Origin of the sequence: Dyella choica (assembly GCF_003977665.1) — a bacterium.
Classification (GTDB): domain Bacteria; phylum Pseudomonadota; class Gammaproteobacteria; order Xanthomonadales; family Rhodanobacteraceae; genus Dyella_B; species Dyella_B choica.
Genome location: NZ_RYYV01000010.1, coordinates 23204 through 48223, shown reverse-complemented (window position 1 = coordinate 48223; position 25020 = coordinate 23204). Strand labels below are relative to the sequence as shown.

The 25020-nt window shown below is 62.8% G+C and carries 23 protein-coding genes and 1 tRNA gene; 10 read left to right on the top strand and 14 right to left on the bottom strand.

The window, feature by feature from the left end; all coding sequences use genetic code 11:
- Positions 1–205: 205 nt before the first annotated feature.
- Both infC and thrS read right to left on the bottom strand, forming a co-directional pair.
- Positions 206–730 carry a translation initiation factor IF-3 gene (infC, locus tag EKH80_RS14140; protein WP_329955487.1) on the bottom strand — a complete coding sequence of 175 codons (525 nt, stop codon included), beginning with the start codon at positions 728–730 and terminating at the stop codon, positions 206–208.
- A gap of 197 nt (positions 731–927) precedes the next feature.
- Complete coding sequence (thrS, locus tag EKH80_RS14135; protein ID WP_126685427.1) at positions 928–2829, bottom strand: threonine--tRNA ligase; 1902 nt, start codon at positions 2827–2829, stop codon at positions 928–930.
- A gap of 383 nt (positions 2830–3212) precedes the next feature.
- On the opposite strand from thrS, the gene EKH80_RS14130 reads away from it, so the two are divergent.
- Positions 3213–4226 carry an NAD-dependent epimerase gene (locus tag EKH80_RS14130; RefSeq protein ID WP_126685426.1) on the top strand — a complete coding sequence of 338 codons (1014 nt, stop codon included), beginning with the start codon at positions 3213–3215 and terminating at the stop codon, positions 4224–4226.
- A gap of 91 nt (positions 4227–4317) precedes the next feature.
- Here EKH80_RS14130 and EKH80_RS14125 read toward each other — a convergent pair whose 3' ends face one another.
- From EKH80_RS14125 to uvrB, 3 genes are all read right to left on the bottom strand, one after another.
- Positions 4318–4767, bottom strand: a complete 450-nt coding sequence (locus tag EKH80_RS14125; protein ID WP_126685425.1) for a CopD family protein — start codon at positions 4765–4767, stop codon at positions 4318–4320.
- Between the two features lie 55 nt (positions 4768–4822).
- Positions 4823–4897: transfer RNA gene (locus EKH80_RS14120), tRNA-Val, on the bottom strand.
- Positions 4898–4947: 50 nt separating this feature from the next.
- Entirely contained in the window at positions 4948–6981 is a 2034-nt protein-coding gene (uvrB, locus tag EKH80_RS14115) for an excinuclease ABC subunit UvrB (protein WP_126685424.1), read from the bottom strand.
- A 133-nt stretch (positions 6982–7114) separates the two neighbouring features.
- On the opposite strand from uvrB, the gene EKH80_RS14110 reads away from it, so the two are divergent.
- Positions 7115–7645, top strand: coding sequence for a GspH/FimT family pseudopilin (locus EKH80_RS14110; RefSeq protein ID WP_158628842.1), 531 nt, complete (start codon positions 7115–7117; stop codon positions 7643–7645).
- 12 nt (positions 7646–7657) lie between these two features.
- Here EKH80_RS14110 and EKH80_RS14105 read toward each other — a convergent pair whose 3' ends face one another.
- The 4 genes from EKH80_RS14105 to EKH80_RS14090 are packed head-to-tail and all read right to left on the bottom strand — an operon-like array spanning position 7658 to position 10108.
- Positions 7658–8164 carry a TPM domain-containing protein gene (locus EKH80_RS14105; RefSeq protein ID WP_126685422.1) on the bottom strand — a complete coding sequence of 169 codons (507 nt, stop codon included), beginning with the start codon at positions 8162–8164 and terminating at the stop codon, positions 7658–7660.
- 1 nt (position 8165) lies between these two features.
- Positions 8166–9059, bottom strand: coding sequence for a TPM domain-containing protein (locus EKH80_RS14100; RefSeq protein ID WP_126685421.1), 894 nt, complete (start codon positions 9057–9059; stop codon positions 8166–8168).
- 1 nt (position 9060) lies between these two features.
- Entirely contained in the window at positions 9061–9681 is a 621-nt protein-coding gene (locus EKH80_RS14095) for a LemA family protein (protein WP_126685420.1), read from the bottom strand.
- A gap of 52 nt (positions 9682–9733) precedes the next feature.
- Positions 9734–10108, bottom strand: coding sequence for a diacylglycerol kinase (locus EKH80_RS14090; RefSeq protein ID WP_126685419.1), 375 nt, complete (start codon positions 10106–10108; stop codon positions 9734–9736).
- Positions 10109–10357: 249 nt separating this feature from the next.
- Here EKH80_RS14090 and EKH80_RS14085 point away from each other — a divergent pair, with 249 nt between their 5' ends.
- The 3 genes from EKH80_RS14085 to EKH80_RS14075 all read left to right on the top strand — a co-directional run bounded on the left by EKH80_RS14085 (position 10358) and on the right by EKH80_RS14075 (position 13941).
- Complete coding sequence (locus EKH80_RS14085; RefSeq protein ID WP_126685418.1) at positions 10358–11908, top strand: peptide MFS transporter; 1551 nt, start codon at positions 10358–10360, stop codon at positions 11906–11908.
- Between the two features lie 49 nt (positions 11909–11957).
- The gene (locus EKH80_RS14080) at positions 11958–13238 is read left to right on the top strand and encodes an ATP-binding protein (RefSeq protein WP_126685417.1); all 1281 of its coding nucleotides are present in this window, start codon (positions 11958–11960) and stop codon (positions 13236–13238) included.
- A gap of 115 nt (positions 13239–13353) precedes the next feature.
- Positions 13354–13941 (top strand): response regulator transcription factor, encoded by a 588-nt coding sequence (locus EKH80_RS14075; RefSeq protein ID WP_126685416.1) that lies wholly within the window; start codon positions 13354–13356, stop codon positions 13939–13941.
- Positions 13942–14006: 65 nt separating this feature from the next.
- Here the strand turns inward: EKH80_RS14075 and EKH80_RS14070 are convergent, their stop codons facing one another.
- Positions 14007–14999: an isoaspartyl peptidase/L-asparaginase family protein gene (locus EKH80_RS14070; protein WP_126685415.1), complete on the bottom strand. Its 993-nt coding sequence runs from the start codon at positions 14997–14999 to the stop codon at positions 14007–14009.
- A 220-nt stretch (positions 15000–15219) separates the two neighbouring features.
- Here EKH80_RS14070 and EKH80_RS24390 point away from each other — a divergent pair, with 220 nt between their 5' ends.
- Positions 15220–16575, top strand: coding sequence for a 3-oxoacid CoA-transferase subunit B (locus EKH80_RS24390; RefSeq protein ID WP_126685414.1), 1356 nt, complete (start codon positions 15220–15222; stop codon positions 16573–16575).
- Positions 16576–16623: 48 nt separating this feature from the next.
- Here EKH80_RS24390 and EKH80_RS14060 read toward each other — a convergent pair whose 3' ends face one another.
- The 3 genes from EKH80_RS14060 to EKH80_RS14050 form a co-directional block, all read right to left on the bottom strand.
- Positions 16624–17610: a sensor histidine kinase gene (locus EKH80_RS14060; protein ID WP_126685413.1), complete on the bottom strand. Its 987-nt coding sequence runs from the start codon at positions 17608–17610 to the stop codon at positions 16624–16626.
- Between the two features lie 18 nt (positions 17611–17628).
- Positions 17629–18360, bottom strand: a complete 732-nt coding sequence (locus EKH80_RS14055) for a response regulator transcription factor (RefSeq protein WP_126685412.1) — start codon at positions 18358–18360, stop codon at positions 17629–17631.
- Between the two features lie 106 nt (positions 18361–18466).
- Positions 18467–19093, bottom strand: a complete 627-nt coding sequence (locus EKH80_RS14050) for an arylesterase (protein WP_126685411.1) — start codon at positions 19091–19093, stop codon at positions 18467–18469.
- On the opposite strand from EKH80_RS14050, the gene EKH80_RS14045 reads away from it, so the two are divergent.
- From EKH80_RS14045 to EKH80_RS14030, 4 genes are all read left to right on the top strand, one after another.
- Positions 19092–19793, top strand: a complete 702-nt coding sequence (locus EKH80_RS14045) for an ABC transporter ATP-binding protein (RefSeq protein ID WP_126685410.1) — start codon at positions 19092–19094, stop codon at positions 19791–19793. The two genes, EKH80_RS14050 and EKH80_RS14045, sit on opposite strands and share 2 nt — an antisense overlap.
- Positions 19790–22273: an ABC transporter permease gene (locus EKH80_RS14040; RefSeq protein ID WP_126685409.1), complete on the top strand. Its 2484-nt coding sequence runs from the start codon at positions 19790–19792 to the stop codon at positions 22271–22273. The genes EKH80_RS14045 and EKH80_RS14040 overlap by 4 nt, the downstream gene beginning before the upstream one ends.
- Before the next feature lie 83 nt (positions 22274–22356).
- Complete coding sequence (locus EKH80_RS14035) at positions 22357–22986, top strand: glutathione S-transferase family protein (RefSeq protein ID WP_126685408.1); 630 nt, start codon at positions 22357–22359, stop codon at positions 22984–22986.
- Positions 22987–23053: 67 nt separating this feature from the next.
- Positions 23054–24184, top strand: a complete 1131-nt coding sequence (locus tag EKH80_RS14030) for an SLC13 family permease (protein ID WP_126685407.1) — start codon at positions 23054–23056, stop codon at positions 24182–24184.
- 2 nt (positions 24185–24186) lie between these two features.
- On the opposite strand, the gene EKH80_RS14025 is transcribed toward EKH80_RS14030, so the two are convergent.
- Positions 24187–24951 (bottom strand): DUF4097 family beta strand repeat-containing protein, encoded by a 765-nt coding sequence (locus EKH80_RS14025; RefSeq protein WP_126685406.1) that lies wholly within the window; start codon positions 24949–24951, stop codon positions 24187–24189.
- Positions 24952–25020: the final 69 nt, after the last annotated feature.

Below are 25020 nucleotides of genomic sequence, written 5' to 3'. Positions count from 1 at the left end.
CGTGGGGTTGCGCTTTCCGTCCTGCCAGCATCGGTTCACGACCCTTCCTTGCGGGTCGAACCGACGATTATACGGAGGTCGGGGGCCCAAAGCCAGACCCATCGCGGCGTAGGCTGGGATGACGATCCCAGCTTCGCGGTACGGCTTACATGGCCATGCTGGGACGGTCATCCCAGCCTACACGGCCAGCCCGCCGCCGGCGGGCTTACTTCTTCTTGGGCCCGATCATCATCACCATCTGGCGGCCTTCCAGGCGCGGGAAGGATTCGACCACGCCCTGCTCCCCCACATCCTTCTGGATGCGCGTAGCCAGCTCCTGACCGAGATCCTGGTGGGACATCTCGCGGCCGCGGAAGCGGATGGTGACCTTGACCTTGTCGCCCTCTTCCAGGAAGCGAAGCATGTTGCGCAGCTTGATCTGGTAGTCGCCCACGTCCGTGACCGGACGGAACTTCACTTCCTTGATCTCGACCTGCTTCTGCTTCTTCTTGGCGGCCTGGGCCTTCTTCTGGGCTTCGAACTTGAACTTGCCGTAATCCATGATGCGGCAGACCGGCGGATCGCCGTTAGGCTGGATCTCGACCAGGTCGAGCCCGGCTTCCTCGGCTGCGCGCAGCGCCTCGTCGCGGGTAAGGATGCCGAGCTGTTCGGAATCCGGACCGATCACGCGCACGCGCGGTACGCGGATTTCATGGTTGCGGCGGTTGCCCTTAGTTTCTGTGGTGGCGATACCACTATCCTCCAGAAGTATTTATAGGATTGTTGGGGAAGTGCTTTCCTGCACCTCCTCAACTCGCCGAGTTCGGCACGTGTCCGAATCCGGCTCCGACGAATCAAGCACTTACGTGCCCGATTCGCGACAGGCCATCCGTGGCCTGCTCAACAGGCTGTCAAAACAACCTGTTGCACATCGGCCGGGCGGCTTCATCAGCGCCGCGTCTCGGCCTCCAGGCGTTCGATGAAGCTGGCCAACGGCATACTACCGAGGTCTTCTCCCGAGCGCGTACGCACGGAAACAGTGCCCGAAGCCTTTTCGCGATCACCGACCACTAGCAGGTAGGGTACTTTCTGCAACGTATGTTCGCGGATTTTATAGCCGACCTTTTCGTTGCGCAAATCGGCATGCACGCGGAAACCTTTGTCGACAAGGGTTTGCGCCACCTCCCGGACATAGTCCGACTGGGCATCGGTAATACTGAACACCTGGGCCTGCACCGGCGCCAGCCAGGCGGGCAGGTTGCCGGCGTGGTGTTCGATCAGGATGCCGATGAAACGCTCCATCGAGCCTACGATGGCCCGGTGCAGCATGACCGGATGCCGGCGCTGGCTGTGCTCGTCCACGTATTCGGCGCCCAGGCGCTCGGGCATCATGAAATCCACCTGCATGGTGCCGACCTGCCAGGCGCGGCCGATCGAATCCTTCATGTGGTACTCGATCTTCGGGCCGTAGAACGCGCCTTCACCCGGCAGTTCTTCCCACTGCACTCCGGCCGCGCGCAATGCGGCGCGCAAGGCATCCTCGGCGCGCTCCCATACCTGATCGCTACCGATGCGCTTGTCGGGGCGCAGGGCGATCTTCAACGCTATATCGTCGAAGCCGAAGTCGGCGTACACCTGCATGGCCTGCTGGTGGAAGGCGGTCACTTCCGACTCAATCTGCCCTTCCGTGCAGAAGATGTGACCGTCGTCCTGCGTGAACGCACGCACGCGCATGATGCCGTGCAGGGCGCCCGACGGCTCGTTGCGGTGGCATCCGCCGAATTCGCCGTAGCGGACCGGCAGGTCGCGGTAGCTGTGCAAGGTGGTGTTGTAGATCTGCACGTGGCCAGGGCAGTTCATCGGCTTGAGCGCGTACGTGCGCTTCTCCGACTCGGTGAAAAACATGTTTTCCTGGTAGTTGTCCCAGTGGCCGGACTTCTTCCACAGGCTCACGTCCATGATCTGGGGCCCGCGCACTTCCTGGTAGCCGCTTGTGCGATAGACGCCACGCACGTACTGCTCCACCGTCTGCCATATGGCCCAGCCGTTGGGATGCCAGAACACCATGCCGGGCGCCTCTTCCTGCTGATGGAACAGGTTCAGCGCCTTGCCGATCTTGCGATGGTCGCGCTTCTCGGCCTCCTCGAGCTGATGCAGATGGGCCTTCAGGTCCTTGTCGCTCAGCCATGCCGTGCCATAAATGCGCGTGAGCATGGCGTTATTGGAATCGCCTCGCCAATACGCGCCGGCCACCTTCATCAGCTTGAACGCGCGCAGCCTGCCCGTATTGGGTACGTGCGGACCGCGGCATAGGTCGGTGAATTCGCCTTGCGTGTAGAGCGAAAGCTCCTCGTTCTGCGGAATGCTTTCGATGATCTCGGCCTTGTATTCCTCGCCGATGCCGCGAAAGAACTTGATCGCGTCGTCGCGCGTTTTCACGCTGCGCGTCACGGGCAGCTGTTCCTTCACGATCTTTTCCATCTCCGCCTGGATCTTCTCAAGATCGTCGGGCGTGAAGGGGCGTTCGTACGCAAAATCGTAATAGAAGCCATTGTCGATCACCGGACCGATCGTCACCTGCGCACCGGGAAACAGGCGCTGCACGGCCTGCGCCAGCAGGTGCGCGGTGGAATGGCGCAGGATCTCCAACGCATCAGGACTTTTCTCGGTGACGATTTCGAGGCTGGAGTCGTGGTCGATGGTGAAGCCGGCGTCCACCAGCCTGCCATCCACCTTGCCTGCCAGCGTGGCCTTGGCCAGGCCGGCGCCGATGGAGGCAGCCACGTCCTGGACCGTGACGGGATGTTCAAAGGGGCGTTTGCTGCCGTCGGGTAGCGTGATTTCGATCATGTCGTTACCTAAGTCCGCACGCTCCCAAGCGAAGCGTGCTTTTTTGAAGAGTCCGGCCAAGGATGGCCGGTCTTTGCGATTGCCGCCTGGATGGCGACTCTTCATCAACCCTCCGGCCACGGGTGGCCGGTATTGCCCTTGTCCGCTCGGACGACGGACAAAAATAAAGGCGCCGCGCGCCCTTTTTTTGTATGGGACACAAGGCGTGGCAGGGTCAGTGCTGGAAGCTCGTAGTTGCCATGTCGCACACTCGGCCGGCGCTTGGGCGCGGGCCACCTTGTCTCTGATTCGAAAAGCGAACGCTAGTTTAGCGCGGCGGCCGTGTCAATTGAGCGACGACCAGCCAGCTATACAATAGCTACCTCAACATAAGGACACTTCCGATGCGTGTACTCGTCACCGGCTCGGCCGGCTTCATTGGCGCCGCCCTCACGGAACGTCTTTTGGCCCGGGGCGATCAGGTTCAAGGCATCGACAACCACAACGACTACTACGACCCGGCGCTGAAGGAAGCCCGCCTGGCCCGCTTCGCCGGGCACCCGAACTATACGCATGCGCGTGGCGACGTCGCCGATGCAGTGGCGCTGAACCGGCTGTTCCGCGACTTCCAGCCCGAACGCGTGGCCAACCTGGCCGCCCAGGCCGGCGTACGCTATTCGTTGAAGAACCCCCAGGCCTACGTGCAGAGCAATCTGGTCGGCTTCGTCAACATCCTGGAGGCCTGCCGGCATAACCAGGTGGAGCACCTGGTCTACGCCTCCTCCAGTTCCGTCTATGGCGCCAATCGCAAACTGCCGTTCGCGGTGGAAGACGCCGTCGACCATCCGGTGAGCCTGTACGCGGCCAGCAAGAAAGCCAACGAGCTGATGGCCCATACCTACAGCCATTTGTATGACCTGCCCACCACTGGCCTGCGCTTCTTCACCGTATACGGACCGTGGGGGCGACCGGACATGTCGCCCATCCTGTTTGCCGACCGCATCACGCGCGGCGAGCCGATCGACGTGTTCAATCACGGCAACCACAGCCGCGACTTCACCTTTGTCGATGACATCGTCGAGGGCGTGATCCGCACACTCGATCGCGTGGCCCAGCCCGACCTGAATTACGATGCGACCCAGCCCAATCCAGGCGCGTCGAGCGCGCCGTACCGTTTGTACAACATCGGCAATGACCAGCCGGTACCGCTGATGCGCTTCATTGAACTGATGGAGCACAACCTGGGCCGCACGGTCGAGAAACGCCTGCTGCCGATGCAACCGGGCGACGTCCCCGACACCTGGGCGGATGTATCCGCGCTACGGCGCGATGTCGGCTACGCACCGAGCACGTCGATCGAGGAAGGTGTGGCCAAGTTCGTGAAGTGGTACCGCGAATACCATCACATCACCGCGTAGGCCGGAATGACAATTCCAGCATCGCGCGGATTTATGCATGGCAATGCCGGGCTTTCCAACCCAGCCTACGATGGTCGTCCCGGCCTGCGAGTCAGAACGGTTTCGCCAGCACCAGGTACAGCACGCCCAGCAATACCAGCACGGGCAGCTCGTTCAACAGGCGCAATGTACGCGCCGACGGCAATGCCCCGCCCATTTCACCACGCTTGAGCACGCGCCCCATCCACACGAAATACGCCAGCAGCAGCGCCACAAGCCCCAGCTTGGCGTCGATCCAGTGCATGGAAGCGGTGACGTTCGGCAATTGGCGGGGAAATACGCGCCAGCCCTGCCACAGCGTCAGTCCAAGCGCAAAGGCCAAACCGAACAGGTTGTGCCCGAAGCGGTACAAACGCCGCCCCATCAGATACAAACGCGCCTGCACGGCCGCATCGCCGCCCGCCTCGGCGATGTTCACCAGGATCCGCGGCAGATAGAACACGGCCGACATCCAGGCAATCACGAACAACAGGTGAAATGTCTTGACCCACGGGTAGAGCATGTCCAGCTCCCACTAACGAAAACGGCGTGCCGAAGCACGCCGTTTTATCGGGATTTGGTGGGCGGTACAAGGATCGAACTTGTGACCCCTTCCATGTCAAGGAAGTGCTCTACCGCTGAGCTAACCGCCCGTAGGTTCGCACGGAGCACCGCGCGAGCCGCGTAGTGTACCGGAACCGCTCTATTCGCGCAAAGCCTGCTCGCGGAGCCGCTGGATTCGGTCGCGCAGGCGGGCCGCCTCCTCGAATTCCAGGTTTTCCGCGTGCTTGCGCATCTCGGCCTCCAGCCGCTTGACCATCTGTGCGGCCTGGTCGGCACTGAGGCTGGCATAGTCTGCGGCCTGCTCGGCCACGCCTGCCGCACGGCCACGCGCAGCCTTGCCGCGCGCCCGGCCCGGGGCGTCGCTGCGCGCACCCTCCATGATGTCGGCGATGCGGCGCACCACGGATTGCGGCGTGATGCCGTGGATCAGGTTCCAGGCCACCTGTTTTTCGCGACGACGGCTGGTTTCGTCCATCGCCGCCCGCATCGAGCGGGTGACTTCGTCGGCATAGAGGATCGCCCTGCCGCGCACGTTGCGCGCAGCGCGGCCGATGGTCTGGATCAGCGAGCCGGCCGAACGCAGGAAGCCTTCCTTGTCGGCGTCAAGAATCGCCACCAGCGACACCTCGGGCATGTCCAGACCCTCGCGCAACAGGTTGATGCCCACCAGTACATCGAATTCCCCCAGGCGCAGATCGCGGATGATCTCCACGCGTTCCACCGTTTCGATGTCCGAATGGAGATAACGCACCTTTATATCGTGTTCGCTGAGGTATTCGGTCAGGTTTTCGGCCATGCGCTTGGTCAGCGTGGTGACCAGTACGCGATCGCCCATGGCGATGACCTTCTTCGCTTCACCAAGCAAGTCGTCCACCTGCGTACGCACCGGCCGCACCTCCACTTCCGGGTCGATCAGGCCGGTGGGGCGGACCACCAGCTCCACCACGGCGTCGCCGGACTTTTCCAGCTCGTATTTGGAGGGCGTGGCGGAGACGTAGATCGTTCGCGGCGCGCGGCGCTCGAACTCTTCAAAGCGCAGCGGACGGTTATCCATCGCCGATGGCAGACGAAATCCGAATTCCACCAGCGTTTCCTTGCGCGAGCGGTCGCCCTTGTACATCGCGCCGAGCTGCGGCACGGTGGCGTGCGACTCGTCGATCACCAGCAAGGCATCGGCTGGCAGATAGTCGAACAGGGTCGGCGGCGGTTCACCCGGCGCGCGGCGCGTGAGGTGCCGCGAATAGTTTTCGATACCCTGGCAGTAACCCACCTCGGCCATCATTTCCAGGTCGAAGCGCGTACGCTGGTCCAGGCGTTGCGCCTCCACCAGACGGTTTTCCTTGTAAAGCAGCTCCAGACGCTCCTTCAGCTCCACCTTGATGGTCTCGATCGCGTTCAGGACGCTCTCGCGCGTGCTGGCGTAGTGAGTACGCGGATAGACGGTGTAGCGAGGCACTTTGCGAATGGTTTCACCGGTAAGCGGATCGAACAGCGCGAGGTTTTCCACTTCACCATCGAACAGTTCGATGCGCAATGCCTCGGTTTCCGATTCGGCCGGAAACACGTCGATGACCTCGCCGCGCACGCGATAGGTGCCGCGGCGCAGCTCGGTTTCGTTGCGCGTGTACTGCAGTTCGGTGAGCTGGCGGATCAGTGCGCGCTGCTCAATGCGCTCGCCACGCGCAAGGATAAGCCGCAGCGACAGGTAGTCCTCCGGATCGCCCAAGCCGTAGATGGCCGAGACGGTGGCAACGATCAACGAATCCTTGCGCGAAAGCAGTGCCTTGGTCGCGGCCAGCCGCATCTGCTCGATGTGCTCGTTGATCGAAGCGTCCTTCTCGATAAAGGTATCCGAGGCGACCACATACGCTTCCGGCTGGTAGTAGTCGTAGTAGCTGACGAAGTATTCCACCGCATTGTTCGGAAAGAATTCCTTGAACTCGCCGTAGAGCTGCGCCGCCAGCGTCTTGTTATGCGCCAGTACGATGGTGGGGCGCTGCACCTGCGCAACCACGTTGGCGATGGCGAAAGTCTTGCCGGAGCCGGTGACACCCAGCAGGGTCTGCCCCGCCAGGCCGGACTCGAAGCCCTCGACCAGGCGTCTGATGGCCTCCGGCTGGTCACCGGCGGGCTGGTAGCTGGACACAAGTTCGAAACGGTCGCGATCAGTCATGGGCGTCACTTCAGGCAGTTCCAGAACATTTTAAACATGAGTGCTGACAACGTTTGTCAGCAGAGCCTGACCGGCTCCGCGGCATGAGCCGCTAGGCCCTGCGAAAGCCGGGCCTAGCATGGCGTGAATGAGAATGACCCATGCAAGAGGCTTCGGGCTGATCGAGCAGATCGTCGTCCTGGCGGTGCTGGCCATACTGGCGATGATCGCCGTGCCGGGCCTTCGCCGCCTGATGCTGGGTCATGAATTGCGTGTTGCGCAGGGCGACTATATCGCGGCCTTGCAGTATGCGCGCAATCTGGCCGTGAACGAGCAGGCGCGCATCATTCTCTGCCCTAGTCGCAACGCACTCACTTGCAACAAGGACAACGATTGGCAGGGCGGCTGGTTGATCGGGCGCGACTCGGGCGGCAGGCAGCAGGTGGACGGGAAACCGCTTTACACCGGGGGCAAATACTCCAACTCGATCCGTATCGTGGGCAGCGACAAGAAACAATTCTGGTTCAAGCCGGATGGCACTTCCGCGGGCAGCATGCAGAGCCTGGTGTTCTGCACGCGCGAACAGCCCCCACGAATTCTGGTGGTGCGTGTGGCGATGCAGGGACGTATCCGAGCCGCGATACCCGAGCGGGAGGATGTGGCCAAATGCGCATCGGGCAGCTGATGAGCAAGTGGCTCAGAGCAGCACCGGGCGATCCGGCAATTCATCCGGACGCGCCCGCCCGTGGCTGGGAAAATGCTTCGCCAGCAGCGCATGCACCTGGGTGATGCCGTGCAAGGCCCCCGCACGCCATTGCCCCGCGGCAAAATTCTCCCGCATGCCAGCACAGATCGCCCCCCATTCCTCCTGCGGCACACGCCGTGCAATGCCGCGATCGGCGACGATTTCGATGCGATGCTCCGACATCAGCACATAGATCAGTACGCCGCAGTTGTGTTCGGTATCCCACACGGCAAGTTGCCCGAACACTTGCCGTGCACGCGTGCTGGCATCCAGCCCTGCCCACACCACCGGCAGCGGAAGGCGCGACTCGATGGCGAAACGCACTTCGCCCAGATGCACGCGTTCGCCATCGGCAATCGCGGCGGTCATGTCATCCAGCAGTTCGGCTGGAAAGCGCCGGTGGAGCTGGAACCAGCCTTCGAACAGATTCGCCATGATTCGTTGCGTACGCGAAGGCATGTCACCAGCTCCCCGAAGCACCGCCGCCGCCGAAATCGCCGCCGCCACCGCCAAAGCCGCCGCCGGTTCCACCGCTGCCGAAACCGCCACCCCCGCCTCCGCCAAACCCGCCGCCGCCCCAACCGCCCCAGCCGCCACCTCCGATGGATCGGCCCGAACCAGCCGGCAGCAGCATGAACAGGCTGCCGAGAAGGCCGCCAACGATGCCCACACCCGCCGACGCCAGCATCCATAGCAAGCCGCCCACCACGACGCCCCCCAGGGGCGCGCGCACCAGTACAGGCGTGCGGCCGAAGATGCCGCGCATACCGATCAACGAGAACAGGGCAATGAAAAACAACCCCTGCAGATTCGGACCATGCCGCACTTCATTGCCGTGCACGGGCGGCGGCAAAGGCTCGCCATCAATCAACTGCGTCAGCGCGCCCACGGCATCGTGGATGCCGCCGAAGTAATCGTCATTGCGAAACTTTGGCGCAATGTACTCGCGAATGATGCGAGCCGCAGCCGCATCGGGAATCGCACCTTCCAGGCCGTAGCCGGTCTCGATGCGGACCTGCCGGTCATGCTTGGCAATGAACAGCAATACGCCATCATCGATGCCTTTGCGGCCGACCTTGTTCGCCTCGGCAACGCGCAGGGAGTAGTCCTCGATCTCATCGGGCTGCGTGCTGCCGACCATCAGCACGATGAGTTGCGCGCCCTTGCGCTTTTCCAGATCAACGAGCCGGGTATCGAGCTGATCGATCTGCTGCGATGTCAGCGTACCCGTAAGATCGGTTACGTGACGCGTTAGCTTGGGCACCGCAGGCTGATCGTCCGCATGCAATAGGGCCCAAGGCGACAGCAGGGCTATCGCCAGCACCATCCACAGGCGCAGGCCGCGCCGCAGCATGTCAGTGCGCCGAAGCGGCAGCAGCGGGCCTGCCGCTACCGAAATCCACGGTGGGGGCAGTGGAAATCGCCTTTTCATTCTCCACCGAGAAATTCGGCTTCACCTGGTAGCCGAACAGCTTGGCGGTGAGATTGTTGGGAAAGCTGCGGACCAACGAGTTGTATTGCTGCACCGCCTGGATGTAGCGATTGCGCGCCACCGCGATGCGGTTTTCCGTACCTTCCAACTGTGCCTGCAGGTTCTGGAACACGCCGTCCGCTTTCAGGTTCGGATAGCTCTCGCTTACCGCCATCAGCCGCGACAAGGCGCCGGTGAGCTGGCCCTGCGCGGCCTGGAATTTGGCCAGGGCTTCAGGATTGTTCGCCAGTTCGGGAGTTACCTGGATGCTGCCCGCGCGCGAACGTGCCTCGGCCACTTCGGTAAAGATCTTGTCTTCGTGCGCGGCATAACCCTTGACCGTGTTGACCAGATTCGGCACCAGGTCCGTGCGACGCTGATACTGGTTGAGCACTTCGGACCATTGCGCCTTGACCATCTCGTCCTGTTTCTGGATGGCGTTGTAGCCACAACCGGACAGCATGAAGGTCAACAGCAACAGCGCAACAACGCGTAGGATTTTCATGGGAATGCTCCTTTCCTGTTGACGGCCATTGCAGCACCTGGCTGGTTCAACGTCAAAACCAGCGCGGCCCCAGAATCAGCCCCCAGCACAGCACCACCAGCACCAGCAGCAGGAATACCGCTGCCGAGCCCATGTCCTTGGCCCGGCCAGCCAGCTCGTGAAATTCGGGACTGACCTTGTCGACCACGGCCTCGATCGCGGAATTGAGCAGTTCCACCGAAAGGACCAGGATGACCGGGAATACCAGGGCGATTTTCTCCAGCGCTCCGTTTCCGATCCACAAGCCGACGGGAACCAGGATGACGGTAAGCATCGCCTCCAGCCGAAACGACGCCTCGTGACGCCAGCCTGCCCGCAAGCCGCTCATCGACCATCGGAAAGCGCGCCACAGCTGGCGCGGGTCGCCGCGAAACCCGTTACCGGGCATGGCTGAAAAGGCTTGGCCATAAGGGCATTACGGCATTTTTTTGCATGGCGGGCAATGCTCCCGGGCGGCGGCAACAGGACGGTCATGATGCCATAAGCCAGCAGGCACACAGGCGCTCCGCAGGATTTTGCTTGCCGCATTGCAACTTTTAGCTAATGACATTTGCGTTACGCTGGAACGAATATGCCTCGCCGCAGGCGAAATCAGGTCTATATCGACCTAGTAGTACACGTATTACGGAAGCGCCCCATGACCACTATGAGTCATCCTGTTTCATCCACCCGCTCCTTTACCACGGTCTTCCTCATCGAAATGTGGGAGCGCTTCGGCTTCTACGGCATGCAGGTGCTGATGGTCACCTTCATGATGAAGAAGCTGGGTTTCGTCGACACCAAGGCCAATCTGGTCTGGGGTGCGGCGGCAGCGTTGATCTACGCCACTCCGGCGATCGGAGGCTGGGTCGGCGACAAGCTGCTGGGCACTCGGCGCAGCATGCTGATCGGCGCCAGCATCCTCGCGCTCGGTTACGCGATGCTTTGGATCCCCACGGAAAACGCGTACGTCACCTATCTCTCCCTCGGCGTGATCGTGGTCGGCAACGGCTTCTTCAAGCCCAACGCCGGCAACCTCGTACGCAAGATCTACGAGGGCGACGAAACGCGCATCGATAGCGCCTTCACCATCTACTACATGGCGGTGAACATCGGTTCGATGGTCTCGATGACCGCGACGCCGTGGATCCGCAATTACATCGGCGCACGCCTCGGCGATGACCTGGGTTGGCACACAGCCTTCGGCGCATGCTCCGTCGGTCTGGTTCTGGGCCTGATCAATTACACGCTGATGCGACGCACGCTGTCGCATATCGGCGCGCCCAGCGACGAACGCCCGCTCGACTTCAAGCGCCTGGGTGCCGTGCTGCTGGCGGCAGTGGCGACAGTGTTCATCGCCGCCTTCATCCTGCAAAGCGAAACCATCGCCAAATGGTGCGTGTACGGCGCCGGCATCGTGATCCTCGCCATCTTCGTGCACCTGATCCGCAGCAGCCAGCCAAGCGAACGCGCCGGCTTGACGGCAGCGTTGGTGCTGACGGTGCAGACGATCTTCTTCTTCATTTTCTACGCGCAAATGGCGACGTCGCTTAACCTGTTCGCGCAGCGCAACGTAGATCTTTCGTTCTCGATCTTCGGCTTCCAGCTGTTCAACTGGATTCCCGAGCAATACCAGAATTTGAACGCCATCTGGATCGTATTGCTGAGCCCGGTGCTGGTCTTCATCTACAACTCGCTCGGCAAGCTCGGCAGGGATCCTTCCGTAGCAACGAAATTCGCCTGGGGTTTCGCTGCGGTGGCGCTGGGCTTCTTCATGTATGGCTTTGGCGCAAACTGGGCGGTGAACGGGCAGGTGTCGTCGTGGGTGATGATCTGGGGCTACGGCCTGTATTCACTGGGCGAACTGCTGGTAAGCGGCCTTGGCCTGGCGATGATCGCGCGCTATGTACCCGAACGCATGGGCGGATTCATGATGGGCGCCTACTACGTGGCAGTGGGCATTTCGCAATACCTCGGCAGCGTCGTGGCCAACGTTGCGCACATTCCGGACAACCTTACCGACCCGCTCCAATCACTGGCGATCTACACGCACCTGTTCAATATCCTCGGCTTCGTGGGCATCGGCTGCACGGTTGTCGCCATCCTCATATTGCCGCTGATGAACAAGCTGTCGGCCACGCACTCCGGCTCGGCCGCCAATTACGCACCGCTGCCCGCCGCACGCAGCGAGGAGTTCGATACGCCTTGATTTGATGCCCCCCTCCCCGACGGGGAGAGGGGCCTGCTAGGCTGCGGCCATGCCGCAACACCCCCTCAATCAGCCCTTCGGGCCGTTCGCGCTCACGCGTACTCTCGCGTGGCTGCGCCTATGCGCCATCGCCGGCCAGAGCATGGCGGTGATGGTGTGTTCCTGGTGGATGCACATCGACATCCCCACGCTTTCGCTGCTGCTCGGCATCGACCTGCTTGCCGTGTTCGCAGTATTCGCCGCATGGCGGATCAGCCAGCCATGGCCGGTTCGCGAATGGGAAACGGTGTGTCATATCGTCGCGGACACGCTGGTGCTGGGCTATCTGCTGTATTTCACCGGCGGCGCCAGGAATCCGTTCGTCACCCTGTTGCTGGTCCCCATCGCGCTCAGCGCAGCAGCCCTGTCGGGGCGCGCGATTCTTGCCGTGGCCGCCACCGCGGGCGCTGCGTACTTCGTGCTATTGCGCTGGTACGTGCCGTTGCCAATGAACGAGCTGACGCTAAACGACCACGGCTTCTCGCTGCACGTGGCGGGCATGGGCGTGAACTTCGGCATTACCGCCGTGCTGCTTGGCTTCTTCATCAACCGGCTGGCCACCGCGGTACGCACCCAGCAGCAGGAGGTCCAGCGCGTACGCGAACGTGCCTTGCGCGACGAAGGCATCATGGCCATCGCCACGCAGGCGGCCGGCGCCGCGCATGAACTCAACACTCCGCTTTCCACCATGCGCACGCTATTGCCGGAACTGCGCCGCGAGCACGCTTCGGATGCCACGCTGGATGAAGACCTGGCCTTGCTGGAGGGCCAGGTGGAACGCTGCCGCACCATCCTTCGCGAGATGGTCGCCTTCGGCAAGGCGCAGCTGTCGCAGGAGTCCGAACGGGTCACCCTGGCGACCTTCATCCATGGCTGCCTCAAGCGCTTCCAGTTGCTGCGCCCTGAAGCAGAGCTAGAGTTGCACGTACCGCCGCAACTTGACCAGCTCGTACTGCGCACGCCGCCTGGCCTGCGCCACGCCTTGCTCAACCTGCTCAATAACGCGGTCGATGCCTCGGCGCTGCGCGATTCGAACAGCGTGACGCTCGAAGTGCGCCGGGACGGAACGTGGCTGGATTGGATCGTGCGCGACCGCGGCCCTGGATTTGCCCCGACCGGTGCACGCACGATCCTCGGCGAGAGCGGCAAACAAAGCGGTTTGGGCATTGGCCTGGCGCTGGCTGAAGCCACCGCCGAACGGCTGGCCGGCGAGCTGATCACCAGGAACACGGAATATGGCGCGGAGATGTGTCTGCGGCTGCCCCTTTCCACCGTCTCCGAGGGTGCGTAGATTGGGGTGCAAACCCCAACCTCGCCCTCCCATATCCAGCCGTGCGGCATCCAGGCGCGCACGCGAGCCGCGTATCCGGCAAAATAGACAGGCAAAATACGAGTAGAAGCAGCACATGAATCACCCCACCCCCGCCAGCGGCTCGCGTCCATTACTGATCGTGGACGACGATGCGACATTCGTACGCGTTCTTACCCGGGCCTTGACCTCGCGCGGCTTTGAAGTGCTCACCGCCGGCAACGCCGACGAAGCCCGCGCGCTCTCGCAACGCCACCAGCCTCGCCATTGCGTGCTGGACCTCAAGCTGGGCGAGGAAAACGGCTTGCGCCTGATCCCCGAACTGCGCGAGCTGGTACCCGATGTGCGCATCCTGCTGCTTACCGGCTACGCTTCCATCGCTACCGCCGTCGAAGCGATCAAGCGCGGAGCCCACGATTACCTCGCCAAGCCGGTGGATGCCGACGCCGTGGTGCGCGCACTGCTCGAAGGCGATACGGTGCAGCAAGGCGAGGATGAGGTGATCGACGCCCCCGAGGCCCCTCTCGCCTTGCGCCGCCTGGAATGGGAGCACATCCAGCGCGTGCTCACCGAGTGCGACGGCAATATCTCCGAAACGGCACGGCGCCTGGGCATGCATCGCCGCACCCTGCAGCGCAAGCTGAGCAAGCACCCGGTACGCGAGCGGCCGACTCAGGGCGGTTGAATCGCCAAGGCTGCGCCATTGCGCGCAGATCTCATCCAGTGCAACGCACAGCTTCGCCCAGACAATCACTCGGTCGAAGACGGTGCGGCTGGTGCCGGCTGATGATTCGTCGGATCCGGCTCATCATCATAGACCGCCACGTGCGGCACGCCATCCGCGCCGATCCAGCCCCGGAACATGCCATCGGTATTGAATGGCATCGCGATGTTGCCATTCGCATCCAGCGCGATGGCGCCGCCATTGCCGCCCATCGAAGGGATTTCCTGATTAATCACTTCAGCGGCGGCGCGCTGTACCGGTTCGCCCAGCAGCGACACTTTCATGCAGATCTCGTGCGCGGCGACAGTACGTAGGTAGAACTCGCCCCAGCCGGTGCCCGAGACTGCACACCAGGCGTTCGCGTAAGTGCCGGCGCCGATGATCGGAGAATCCCCGACACGGCCCCAGCGTTTGTCGGTCATGCCACCCGTGGAGGTGCCGGCTGCGAGATGCCCGGCGCTGTCGAGCGCGACCGCGCCGACGGTACCAAAATGCTTGGCGGCCGCCTGGTCGTCGTGCGGCTTTTTCCCGCTGTCTTCCTGCAGCGCCTTCTGCCATTGCTGCCAGCGTTCTTCAGTGCGGAAATAGGCAGGATCGACCAGGGTGATGCCCTGCTCCCTGGCGAACGCTTCAGCACCTTCACCGATCAGCATGATGTGCGCCGAGTGCTCCATCACCGCCCGCGCCAGCAAGATCGGGTTCTTCACACGCTGCACGCCGGCCACTGCTCCTGCGCGCAAGCTTTCCCCCTCCATCACGGCGGCATCCATCTCGTTCTTGCCGTCGTGCGTAAACACCGAGCCCTTGCCGGCGTTGAAATGGGCATCATCCTCCAGCACGGTGATGGCCGCCGTCACGGCGTCGATGGCGGGCTTGCCGGCCTTGAGCTGGGCATAGCCATCATGCAGCGCCTTGCTCATCGCTGCACGCACGGCTTTTTCCTTGGCGGGGTTCATGTCGCGCCTGATCACACCGGCGCCGCCGTGGATCACCAATACCAGTGGGGTGGCGTGCGTCATGGCGGCAGTTCCCAGGGCAGTGAGCGCGACAAACAAGCGGAACGGCTTCACATGGCACCTCTCGCGAACATATGGCGAGTATAGCCAGCCGCACGTGACGTGCTCCGCCGTATGGCGGAGCGGCGACACCGGCAGCCGCGTCTTTCGACCTTCGTACAGCATGTCCCGTCGTCATTCCGTCGTATCCTAAGCAGCTGTCCCCCGCAAGAAAGGCATCCTCATGGAAAAGGTCTACGCAAGCGCGACGAAGGCTCTGGACGGTTTGTTGTTCGATGGCATGACCATCGCGGCCGGAGGCTTTGGCTTGTGCGGCATTCCGGAAAACCTGATTGCTGCCCTGCTCGCCGCCGGCACCAAGGGCTTGACCATCGTCGGCAACAATGCCGGCGTGGATGATTTCGGTATGGGCCCGCTGCTGAAGACACGGCAGGTCAAGCGCGTATACGCCTCCTACGTCGGCGAGAACAAGGAATTCGAGCGCCAGGTGCTGGCCGGCGAGCTGGAACTGCATCTGGTGCCGCAGGGTACGCTGGCCGAGAAACTGCGCGCGGGGGGTGCGGGCATTCCAGGGTTCTATACGCGTACGGCCTTCGGCACCAAGCTGGCCGAAGGCAAGGAAACCAAGCGTTTCGGCGACAAGGAATATGTGCTGGAAGAAGCGATCCACGCCGACGTTTCGATCGTGAAGGCATGGAAGGGCGACCGGCTCGGCAACCTGGTGTTCCGCAAGACGGCGCGTAACTTCAATCCGATGATCGCCACCTGCGGCAAGCTTTGCGTGGCCGAGGTGGAAGAGCTGGTGGAAGTGGGGGAGCTCGATCCAAACCAGATCCATGTCCCGGGTATTTACGTCGACCGCATCATTCAGGGCGGGAACTACGAGAAGCGCATCGAATTCCGCACCGTGGCCGGCGCCAACACCGGCAAGGAAAGCCCGATACGCATGGCGATGGCGCAACGTGCGGCAAAGGAATTGCGCGACGGTTTCTACGTCAACCTCGGCATCGGCATTCCCACCCTGGTGGCGAATTTCATCCCGCCGGGGATGGACGTGACGCTGCAATCGGAGAACGGCCTGCTCGGCATCGGTCCATTCCCGGATGAGGCGCAGGTGGATCCGGACCTGATCAATGCCGGCAAGCAGACCATCACCGCCCTGCCCGGTTCGAGCTATTTCTCCAGCGCCGAATCGTTCGCCATGATCCGCGGCGGACACATCGATCTGTCGATCCTGGGCGGCCTGGAAGTGTCCTGCACCGGCGACCTGGCCAACTGGATGGTGCCGGGCAAGATGGTGAAGGGCCCCGGAGGGGCGATGGATCTGGTCAGCGGCGTGAAGCGCGTGGTGGTGCTGATGGAGCACACCGCCAAAGACGGGTCGCCGAAGATCAAGACGCAGTGCGATCTGCCCCTGACCGGCCAGCATGTCGTCGACCTGATCATCACTGACCTGTGCGTGTTCGAGGTAGCCAAAGGCAAGGGGCTGACGCTGATCGAACTGCAGCCGGGCGCGACGGTGGAAGAGGTGCAGGCGAAGACCGAGTGTCCGTTCGAGGTGAGCGCGTCACTGCGCTGATGCGCCTTTCGACGAGCTTGCCGCGTAGGTTGGGATGCAAATCCCAGCCTACGCCGACACCGGCATCGGCTTCGGAAACCGGATCTCCGCCACGTAACGATTGCCGCCCTGCACGTGCAAGCTCAGCGGCCAGGCAAAGCGCTCGCTGATACGTTGCGCGATGGCGTATTCGAAACCACGCTGCCCGGCCGCATGCGGAACCTGTTCGCCACCAGCCACGGCGCTTACGCTCACCATGCCGGGCAGCACGGTGACCTGCACCACGCCCTGCCCGGTGTACTGGCTGGCATGCCGAATCAATTGCCAGCACAACACGGCGAACACACGCGGCGAACCGTGCAGCGCGAATTTCGCCGGCTCTTCCAGCCGCAGTTCGATCGGATGCCCATGCAGCATCTCGCGCGCGTTGGCGAGTTCGTCGCGCAGCACGTCGTTCACCACGAATTCCTGCTCGCTCTGTCCGTTATCGGCTTCGCGCGCCAGGATCAGCAAGGCCTCGACCAGTGATTCCATTTCGCGCGTGGCACGCCGAATGCGCTGCACGCTACGCTTACCGAACTCGCTCATGCCTGCCTCATCCGACAGCATGTCGGTGGACATCTTGATCACAGTGAGCGGGCTGCGCAGCTCATGGCTGGCGTCGCGAGTGAAATTGCGTTCGCGTTCGTTGTAGCCGGCGATGCGGCTGGCGAAGTTGTGGAAGCCGCGCGCCAGCGTGGCGATGTCGCTATCGGTCTGGCGCAGGCGGTCCGACTGCAAGGCGTCCAGGTCGGTCTGCCCTTCTTTCCAGTCACCCACCCAGCGCGCCAGCGCGCTGACCTGCCGCCAGATCCGCTCCGTGGCCAGCCAGGTGAGTCCGCTTACGATCACGATCAGCAACACCACTGCGACGGCCGGTGCCACGTTGTAATAGCCCATCAGGCACACCACCACCACGGCCACCAGCTGCATGCCGAAAATCAGCAGAAGGCGTCGTTGAAACCCGCCGCGCAGGCGTTCAGCGCGCGGCACTTGGGCACCCGTGGTGATGGTCATGTAGATGATTTTGGGCGTTTACGCGATATGACTGACGGGGGTGGTCTCTGCCTCCAGGTCGGCAAGGCGGTAGCCGGCCGAATGGATGGTGTGCAGCAAAGGTCGATCGAACGGCTTGTCGATCACCCGGCGCAGATTGTAGAGGTGCGAGCGCAAGGTGTCCGAATCCGGCAGGGTATCACCCCAGATTTCCCGTTCGATGTCCCGCCGGCTGACTACCCGCGGTGATTCGCGCATCAGGATCGCCAGCAGCTTCAGGCCGATCGGCGAAACCGTCAGCTCCTGCCCGGCACGGGTGAGCCGCAGGGTGGCCGTATCCAGGGTCATGTCGCCCACCGTCAGCACCTCACTGGATACCTGCCTGCGGTCGCGCCGGATCAAGGCGCGCAGGCGCGCTTCCAGCTCCCGCACTTCAAACGGTTTCACCAGGTAGTCGTCGGCGCCGGCCTCCAGGCCTACCAGCTTGTCCTCCAGCGTGTCGCGTGCCGTCAGCATGAGCACCGGCGTGGACTTCTTGGCGTCGCCACGCAGCTTGCGGCAGACGTCCAGGCCGTCGATGCCAGGCAGCATCAGGTCCAGCACCACCACGTCGTAACTGTTGGAGACCGCCAGATGCAGACCGCTCACACCATCTTGAGCAAAATCAACCGAGTAGCCTCGGCGCTCGAGGAACTCGCCGACCATTTCAGCGATCTGACGGTTGTCTTCTACCAGCAGGATCAGCCCTGCATGCTCGTCACGTGAACTCATATACGCCTCGCCACCTGGGGGTCTTCACATTTGTGAAGGCTAATCCTTCAGGGGGTAAGAGCAACGTGAATTTGAACGGACGAAAGCGTGGTGATGGGCTCGCCCGCTATAGCAACGGTGCAAATTTTGGCCATACGTTGTCCAAAACCCGCGGTTCGCCTGCTGCCACAGGGTGCAAGCCGTCTTCCTGCATCAGCGCCGGATCGAGGGCCACGCCTTCCAGCAGGAACGGCACCAGCGAGGTGTGCTTCTCGCGGGCGAGATCCGCGTACACAGCCCGCAAGCCGTCGCGATATTGCTGCCCGTAATTCACCGGCAGTTCGATGCCCAGCAGCAGCACCTTGGCACCGGCATGCTGGACCGCATCAATCATGGCGGTCAGGTTGTTGCGCAGGTCGCTCAGCGGCAGGCCACGCAGCCCGTCGTTGGCGCCCAGTTCGATCACCACGATGCGTGGATGCTGTTGTGCCAGCAGCGCTGGCAACCGATTGCGCCCACCTACCGACGTTTCACCGCTGATGCTGGCATTGATCACCGCCCAGCCCGGCTCCATCTGCTTGAGACGTACTTCCAGCAGATGCACCCAGCCTGCCTCTACGGGAATGTTGTGCGCGGCGGAGAGCGAATCGCCAAGCACGAGCACGGTTTTCGCGGGCGCAGTCTGCGTGGGTGCCGCCTGCACTGCACCGCCGCTTCCCACAAGCAGCAGCAACAAACATAGGAAACGACGCATGATCGGTGGTTCTCTTCCGGGGGTTGAAAAGCAGGTGCTGGAGGTTCGCGATGTTAGCAAGTCGGTGAACGGTCCCGAGGGAAAGTTGGACATCCTCAGCAATGTCGCGATGCAGGTAGGCGCGGGCGAGAGCTTCGCCATCGTGGGCGCCTCCGGTTCCGGCAAAACCACCCTGCTGGGCCTGCTCGCCGGCCTGGATACGCCCACGCACGGCAGCATCCACCTCGATGGCCATGCGCTGGAGCAGCTCGACGAGGAAGCTCGCGCAGACCTGCGCCGACGCCTGGTCGGTTTCGTATTCCAGTCGTTCCATTTGCTGCCCGCACTCACTGCCGAGCAGAACGTGATGCTGCCACTGGAGCTGGAAGGCCACGCCGATGCGCGGGAACGGGCTCGCCAGGCGCTGGATGCGGTCGAACTCGGTTCGCGCCGCAAGCACTACCCGGCCCAACTTTCCGGTGGCGAGCAGCAGCGTGTGGCGATCGCGCGCGCCTTCGTGCATGGCCCGCGCGTGTTGTTTGCGGATGAACCGACCGGCAATCTGGATCGCCGCACCGGGCGGCACGTATGCGACCTGCTGTTCGCACTCAATCGCGATCATCACACCACGCTGGTACTGGTCACCCACGACATGCAACTGGCTGAACGCTGCATGCGGCGCGCGGAATTGCAGGAAGGAAGGCTGGAGCCGCTGACATGAAAATCCTGCTGCTGGCCTTGCGCAGCCTGCGCCGCGAATGGCATTTGCCGGAGTTGCGCACGCTGGCGGCATCTCTGGTCCTGGCCGTGGTTGCGCTGGGCGTGGTGGCAACGCTCAGCACGCGGATGGAGCGAGGGGTACTCGCCAGTGCGGCCGAGTTGATCGGCGCAGACATGGGCATATCGGCGCCCCAAGCGATTCCGGACAAATTTGCGGCGGCGGGTCGGCAACGTCATTTGTCGATCACGCGCACCGCGGGTTTTCCCAGCGTTGCCTTCGCCCGGCAACGAAGTCAATTGCTGGACGTGCTTGCCGCCGATACCGCATACCCGTTGCGCGGCACACTGCTGGTAGCGGACGCACTCGGGCGGCAAGCGCCCAGCCAGGGGCCAGTGGCGGGAAGCGTGTACCTCGATCATCGGGCGCTGGTGGGGCTGAACCGTCGTGTGGGGGATAGCGTGCAGCTCGGCGGGCGCGAACTGCGCATTGCCGGGGAGCTGATCCGACAACCGGACGGCGGCGAACTGGTGGCCATGGCTCCGCGCGCCTTGATGAATATCAACGATGCGCAACAGGCCGGATTGCTGGGCGTCGGCAGCCGTGCAAGGCATAACCTGCTGCTGTCGGGCGAACCCGCCGCCGTACAGAACTGGCGTGCGTGGGCGCAATCGGCGACCTTGCCGCAAGGCGGCGAACTCATCACGCCGGAGCAGACCCAGGAACGCATGCGCAGCGCGTTCGATCGTGCCGGTGCGTTCCTGCGCCTGACTGCGTTGCTGTCCGCGCTGCTTTCCGGCGTTGCGATTGCGCTTGCCTCACAACGATATGCGCGCCGCAAGACGAATGAAGTGTCGTTGCTGCGGGCACTCGGCACATCGCGTGGCCGCGTCTTTACGTTGCTGCTGGGCACGGTAGGTGGCCTGGCACTGCCTGCTGCGCTGCTTGGCATACTGCTGGCATTGCTGCTGGCGCAAGGCGCCTGGATATTCGCCAGCCAGTTGTTCTCGGGCGTGCCGACAGTGTTGCCTATCCTACCTGCGCTGGCTGCTGCCGGCATGGGCATCGCTGTGCTGGTCGGTTTTGCCCTGCCTCCACTGGTGCGGCTGGCGGATGTACCGCCAGTCGCGGTTTTTCGCGCGAGCATGGCGCGGCGCATCCGCCGCTTCGATGCGCTGTACCTGATTCCCGCGCTGGTGGCGCTGGCACTGATCTGGAACCTCAGCGGATCCGCCAAGCTAGCCGGCATTCTCGCGGTAAGCCTGCTTGGCGTCGCCATGGTCGCCGCGTTGCTTGCGGCCTTGCTGCTATGGATCGCCCGGGGAATTGCACCCGGTGGTCATCCAGCGCTACGGCTAGGCATGGCTGCGCTGGCGCGTCGTCGTGGCTTGAGCATCGTGCAAGCCACCGCTTTGAGCATGGGCCTTACCGCATTGCTGCTGCTGGCCGTGGTGGCGCCGGCATTGCTGGATGGCTGGCGCAAGGAATTGCCCGGCGATACGCCGAACTGGTTCGTGCTGAACCTTCAAGATGACCAACGCAACGACTTTAGCGGGGCATTGGCGCGGATCGGCGCCAACCAGCTCAACATGATGCCGCTGGCGGTCGGCAAGCTTACCGCCATCAACGGACAGCCGATCGATGGGCTGAAATTCAAGGACGAACGCGCGAAGGAATGGAGCGATCGCCAGCTGCGCCTGTCATGGTCGGACGAATTGCCGCCATCCAACAGGGTGATCGCCGGCCATTGGTTTGATCTTCATCCGGCCCAAGCGGAAGTATCGGTGGATACGATGTGGCGCGACATGTATGCGCTGAAACTTGGCGACAGCATGCGTTTCGATGTCGGCGAGGGCCAGGTCGAGGCGAAGATCACCAGCTTCCGCCAGGTGGACTGGGCCTCATTTCGCGTGAACTTCTTCCTGCTGCTCGATCCCACGCATGCCAGCACCCTGCCGCATACCTGGCTGGCCAGTTTTTATCTGCCGCGCGGCAATGCCGAAGCGCTGGCAGCACTGTCGCGCGACTATCCGAACTTGAGCCTGGTCGATGTGGACGCGCTGCTCGACCGGGTGCGTGAGATTGTCCAGCGCGTGACCGGCGCGGTGCGCTGGGTGTTGGGCTTCAGCCTGCTGGCCGGTGCCTTGGTGCTTGCCGCAGCGCTGGCTACGAGCGGCCAGGAACGGCGCCACGAGGCTGCCCTGTTGCGCACCTTGGGTGCACGGCGCGGCCTGCTGCGCGTTGCCGCGGCGTGCGAGTTTGCCTTGCTCGGCTTGATCGCGGGCATCACCGCTGCGCTGGGTTCCATGCTAGGCGGGTGGTGGCTGGGGCGCAGCGTGTTCCACATCAAGGACTTCATGCCGCAGCCGCTGCCACTGACGCTGGCAGCCTTGGCCGCGGCCTTCGTGGTCATGCTGCTCGGCCTGGCCGGAACGCGCAAGGTGACCCATACGCCGCCCATGCGATTGCTGCGAGCGGAGTGATAGGCCGTTAACTTCCTCTCCCTGCAGGGGAGAGGAAGCAGCCATGCGTTACGATGCATGTCCCTCCCTGACCAGGACCGCGCATGTACACCCTCCATTACTCCCCCGGCACCGCCAGCATGGTCGTGCATCTGGCACTGCTCGAAATCGGCGCGCCCTATCAGCTCAAACTGGTGGATATCGACAAGCGGGAGCAATTCGACGATGAGTACCTGAAGCTCAATCCGGGCGGCAAAGTACCTACGCTGATCATCGAAGGCCGCGCGGTGTACGAGTCGGGGGCGCTGCTGATCATCCTGGCCGAGCGTCATCCGGAAGCGAAGTTGATTCCGCCGCCAGGCACGCCGGGGCGCGACGCGTGGCTTCAGTGGACGGTATTCTTAAGCAACTCGCTGATGTCCACCTATCGGTTCTGGTTCTATCCGCAAGAACTGGGGCATCAGGAATCGCCACCGGACATCCGCGCTGCGATACAACGCAAGATCGAAGGTGTGTGGGACCGCATCGAGGCGCATCTTTCTACGCATGGACCGTATCTGCTCGGCAAAGAGTTTTCCGGCGTCGATCTGATGCTGACCATGCTGATGCGATGGTCGCGCAACATGCCGCGTCCTGCGACCGAGTGGCCTGCGTTGAAACGGCAGGCGGATCTGGTGCGCGCGCGGCCGAGCTGGAAGAAGCTGTATGAATTGGAAGGCTTGAAGGAGTGGTGACGCCCTGCTGCTCCGGCCGGCGTGGGAATGGTTCCTGGCCATGGCCTGACTGCCTTTGGCCGCAAGGATGACGGCCAACCACACGGCTGCCGCCCAAACCTGGCGCAACCGCATCAAGCAGGAGTTCCTGCTGCTGCTTTTCACCGCACTCAGCGTGATGCTGGCCTGCGTCGATCCGCAGCCGTGGTCGCGCTACCAGGGCTGGCTGCAGTGGCCCACATTGTGCGGCCTGTTGGGCTTGATGGTTTCCATCCAGGGCATTCGCGACAGCGGCCTGGTACAGCGCGTGGCCGGCATGCTGGTCGCGCGCATGCACTCGCTTCGCGGCGTCGGCCTTCTGCTGGTGAGCATGACAGCCATGCTGTCCATGGTACTCACCAATGACGTAAGCCTGTTCCTGATGGTGCCCTTGACGCTCGCCATCGCGAGCGTGTCCAACCTGCCGATCCTGCGCATGGCCGTGCTGGAGGCGCTGGCGGTGAATGCCGGATCGACACTCAGTCCGATCGGCAATCCGCAGAACCTGTTGATCTGGCAGCATGCGCAAATACCGTTTTTCCGGTTCTTGGGTGCCCTGCTTCCTGCTGCAGCCGCGATGTTCGCATTGGTCGCGGCGGTTACCTGGCTCTGGTTGCCGAAGGGGCGCGTGGAGCTGCAAGCGGACAAGCTTGACGGACACCCGGTGTCCGCATCGCTGGCAGTCCTGTCCATCATCGCGCTCGCCACGATGGTGCTGATGATGGAAGGCGGTCACGCACCGCTTGGCGCATTGTTGTTGGGGGTCCCGTTCGCCTTGTTTTCCTGGCGCACACTGAAATGTATCGACTGGCTGCTGATGGCGACCTTCGCCATGATCTTTCTAGGCCTGGGCCACCTCGCCTCCCTGCCCATCGTGGAGCACGCTTTTGGGGAGATCGATTCTCCGCTTTCGCTCTATCTCACCGGCATCGTCAGCTCGCAGCTGATCAGCAACGTCCCTGCGACAGTGCTACTGCTCGACCGCACGCCAGACGCGATAGCGCTGGCCGTTGCCGTGAACGTAGGCGGCTTCGGCGTGGCGATCGGTTCGCTGGCGAACCTGATCGCCCTGCGCCTGGCAAAACAGCCGCACGGCATGCAGCTGTTTCATGCAGTATCGGTGCCCTTCCTGCTGGTGTGCGGGGCCTTGGTTTATCTGCTCACGCGCCTGCAAGCCTGAGCTCAATCCTCGCGCGGCACGCTGACCTTGCCGCCGACATCCGTGTGCTCCACGTCGCCGCTACCCTTTGCACCCACCGTGAAATCACCGCGCACGTCTTTCACCACCACGTCGCCGGAACCGATCGTACCCACGTAGACGCTGCCGCCCACGTGTTCCAGCGTGATGTCGCCGGAGCCGACGTTGCCGATGTTCACGCCCTCGTGCACGTCGCGCGCCTTGACGTCGCCGGAGCCAACCGAGTCGACGCGCAGGCGGCCGATATCGGACAACTCGACGTCGCCCGAACCGCTCGTCACGGAAACCTCGCCTGCGATATGGTCCACATGCAGATCGCCCGAGCCAGTCTGCGCATTGAGTTGCGCCAGGCCGCCTACGTAAACGTCACCCGAACCGGAGTGGATGCTGACTGGCATGTTGGCAGGCAGTTGCGCCTGCAGGTCCAGATTGGCATAGGAAACGCCAAGGATGCCGATGTTGAACGCGCTGTGGCCGCCAACGTCGATGATGAGCTGATCGCCTTCGCGATGCGAGGTCAATTGCAGGTTGTCCAAGGCGGACTGCGAGGAAGCACAGGCACGGCCATTGATCTGTAGGCCGCCGGCAGCATTGCCGCCAACCAGGTGCAAGTCATGGCTGTGCACTTCGATCTGCACGCGATGCACCCCGACCAGGTCGTCATGCAAGTTGCGGGGGGCGCTGTAACGGCAATCCGTAGCAGTCGCCGCCAGCGGCAGCAGGGCAAGCAAAGCGAGTAGGCAACGCATACGAAATCTCCTGTGGGTTCGAATGCTTCAGATGCGCGAACTTAGGGAAAGGTTGAAAGGCTGCGTAGG

Bases quoted from the DNA above. Each gene is read 5' to 3' on its own strand.
- EKH80_RS14085 (WP_126685418.1), top strand. From the start codon at position 10,358: ATGACCACTATGAGTCATCCTGTTTCATCCACCCGCTCCTTTACCACG.
- uvrB (WP_126685424.1), bottom strand. From the start codon at position 6,981: ATGACTGATCGCGACCGTTTCGAACTTGTGTCCAGCTACCAGCCCGCC.
- EKH80_RS14040 (WP_126685409.1), top strand. From the start codon at position 19,790: ATGAAAATCCTGCTGCTGGCCTTGCGCAGCCTGCGCCGCGAATGGCAT.
- EKH80_RS14100 (WP_126685421.1), bottom strand. From the start codon at position 9,059: ATGCTGCGGCGCGGCCTGCGCCTGTGGATGGTGCTGGCGATAGCCCTG.
- EKH80_RS14070 (WP_126685415.1), bottom strand. From the start codon at position 14,999: ATGACGCACGCCACCCCACTGGTATTGGTGATCCACGGCGGCGCCGGT.
- EKH80_RS14125 (WP_126685425.1), bottom strand. From the start codon at position 4,767: ATGCTCTACCCGTGGGTCAAGACATTTCACCTGTTGTTCGTGATTGCC.
- EKH80_RS14075 (WP_126685416.1), top strand. From the start codon at position 13,354: ATGAATCACCCCACCCCCGCCAGCGGCTCGCGTCCATTACTGATCGTG.
- EKH80_RS24390 (WP_126685414.1), top strand. From the start codon at position 15,220: ATGGAAAAGGTCTACGCAAGCGCGACGAAGGCTCTGGACGGTTTGTTG.
- EKH80_RS14055 (WP_126685412.1), bottom strand. From the start codon at position 18,360: ATGAGTTCACGTGACGAGCATGCAGGGCTGATCCTGCTGGTAGAAGAC.
- EKH80_RS14130 (WP_126685426.1), top strand. From the start codon at position 3,213: ATGCGTGTACTCGTCACCGGCTCGGCCGGCTTCATTGGCGCCGCCCTC.
- EKH80_RS14035 (WP_126685408.1), top strand. From the start codon at position 22,357: ATGTACACCCTCCATTACTCCCCCGGCACCGCCAGCATGGTCGTGCAT.
- EKH80_RS14050 (WP_126685411.1), bottom strand. From the start codon at position 19,093: ATGCGTCGTTTCCTATGTTTGTTGCTGCTGCTTGTGGGAAGCGGCGGT.
- EKH80_RS14110 (WP_158628842.1), top strand. From the start codon at position 7,115: ATGACCCATGCAAGAGGCTTCGGGCTGATCGAGCAGATCGTCGTCCTG.
- thrS (WP_126685427.1), bottom strand. From the start codon at position 2,829: ATGATCGAAATCACGCTACCCGACGGCAGCAAACGCCCCTTTGAACAT.
- EKH80_RS14095 (WP_126685420.1), bottom strand. From the start codon at position 9,681: ATGAAAATCCTACGCGTTGTTGCGCTGTTGCTGTTGACCTTCATGCTG.
- EKH80_RS14060 (WP_126685413.1), bottom strand. From the start codon at position 17,610: ATGACCATCACCACGGGTGCCCAAGTGCCGCGCGCTGAACGCCTGCGC.
- EKH80_RS14105 (WP_126685422.1), bottom strand. From the start codon at position 8,164: ATGCCTTCGCGTACGCAACGAATCATGGCGAATCTGTTCGAAGGCTGG.
- EKH80_RS14080 (WP_126685417.1), top strand. From the start codon at position 11,958: ATGCCGCAACACCCCCTCAATCAGCCCTTCGGGCCGTTCGCGCTCACG.
- EKH80_RS14090 (WP_126685419.1), bottom strand. From the start codon at position 10,108: ATGCCCGGTAACGGGTTTCGCGGCGACCCGCGCCAGCTGTGGCGCGCT.
- EKH80_RS14025 (WP_126685406.1), bottom strand. From the start codon at position 24,951: ATGCGTTGCCTACTCGCTTTGCTTGCCCTGCTGCCGCTGGCGGCGACT.
- EKH80_RS14045 (WP_126685410.1), top strand. From the start codon at position 19,092: ATGATCGGTGGTTCTCTTCCGGGGGTTGAAAAGCAGGTGCTGGAGGTT.
- EKH80_RS14030 (WP_126685407.1), top strand. From the start codon at position 23,054: ATGACGGCCAACCACACGGCTGCCGCCCAAACCTGGCGCAACCGCATC.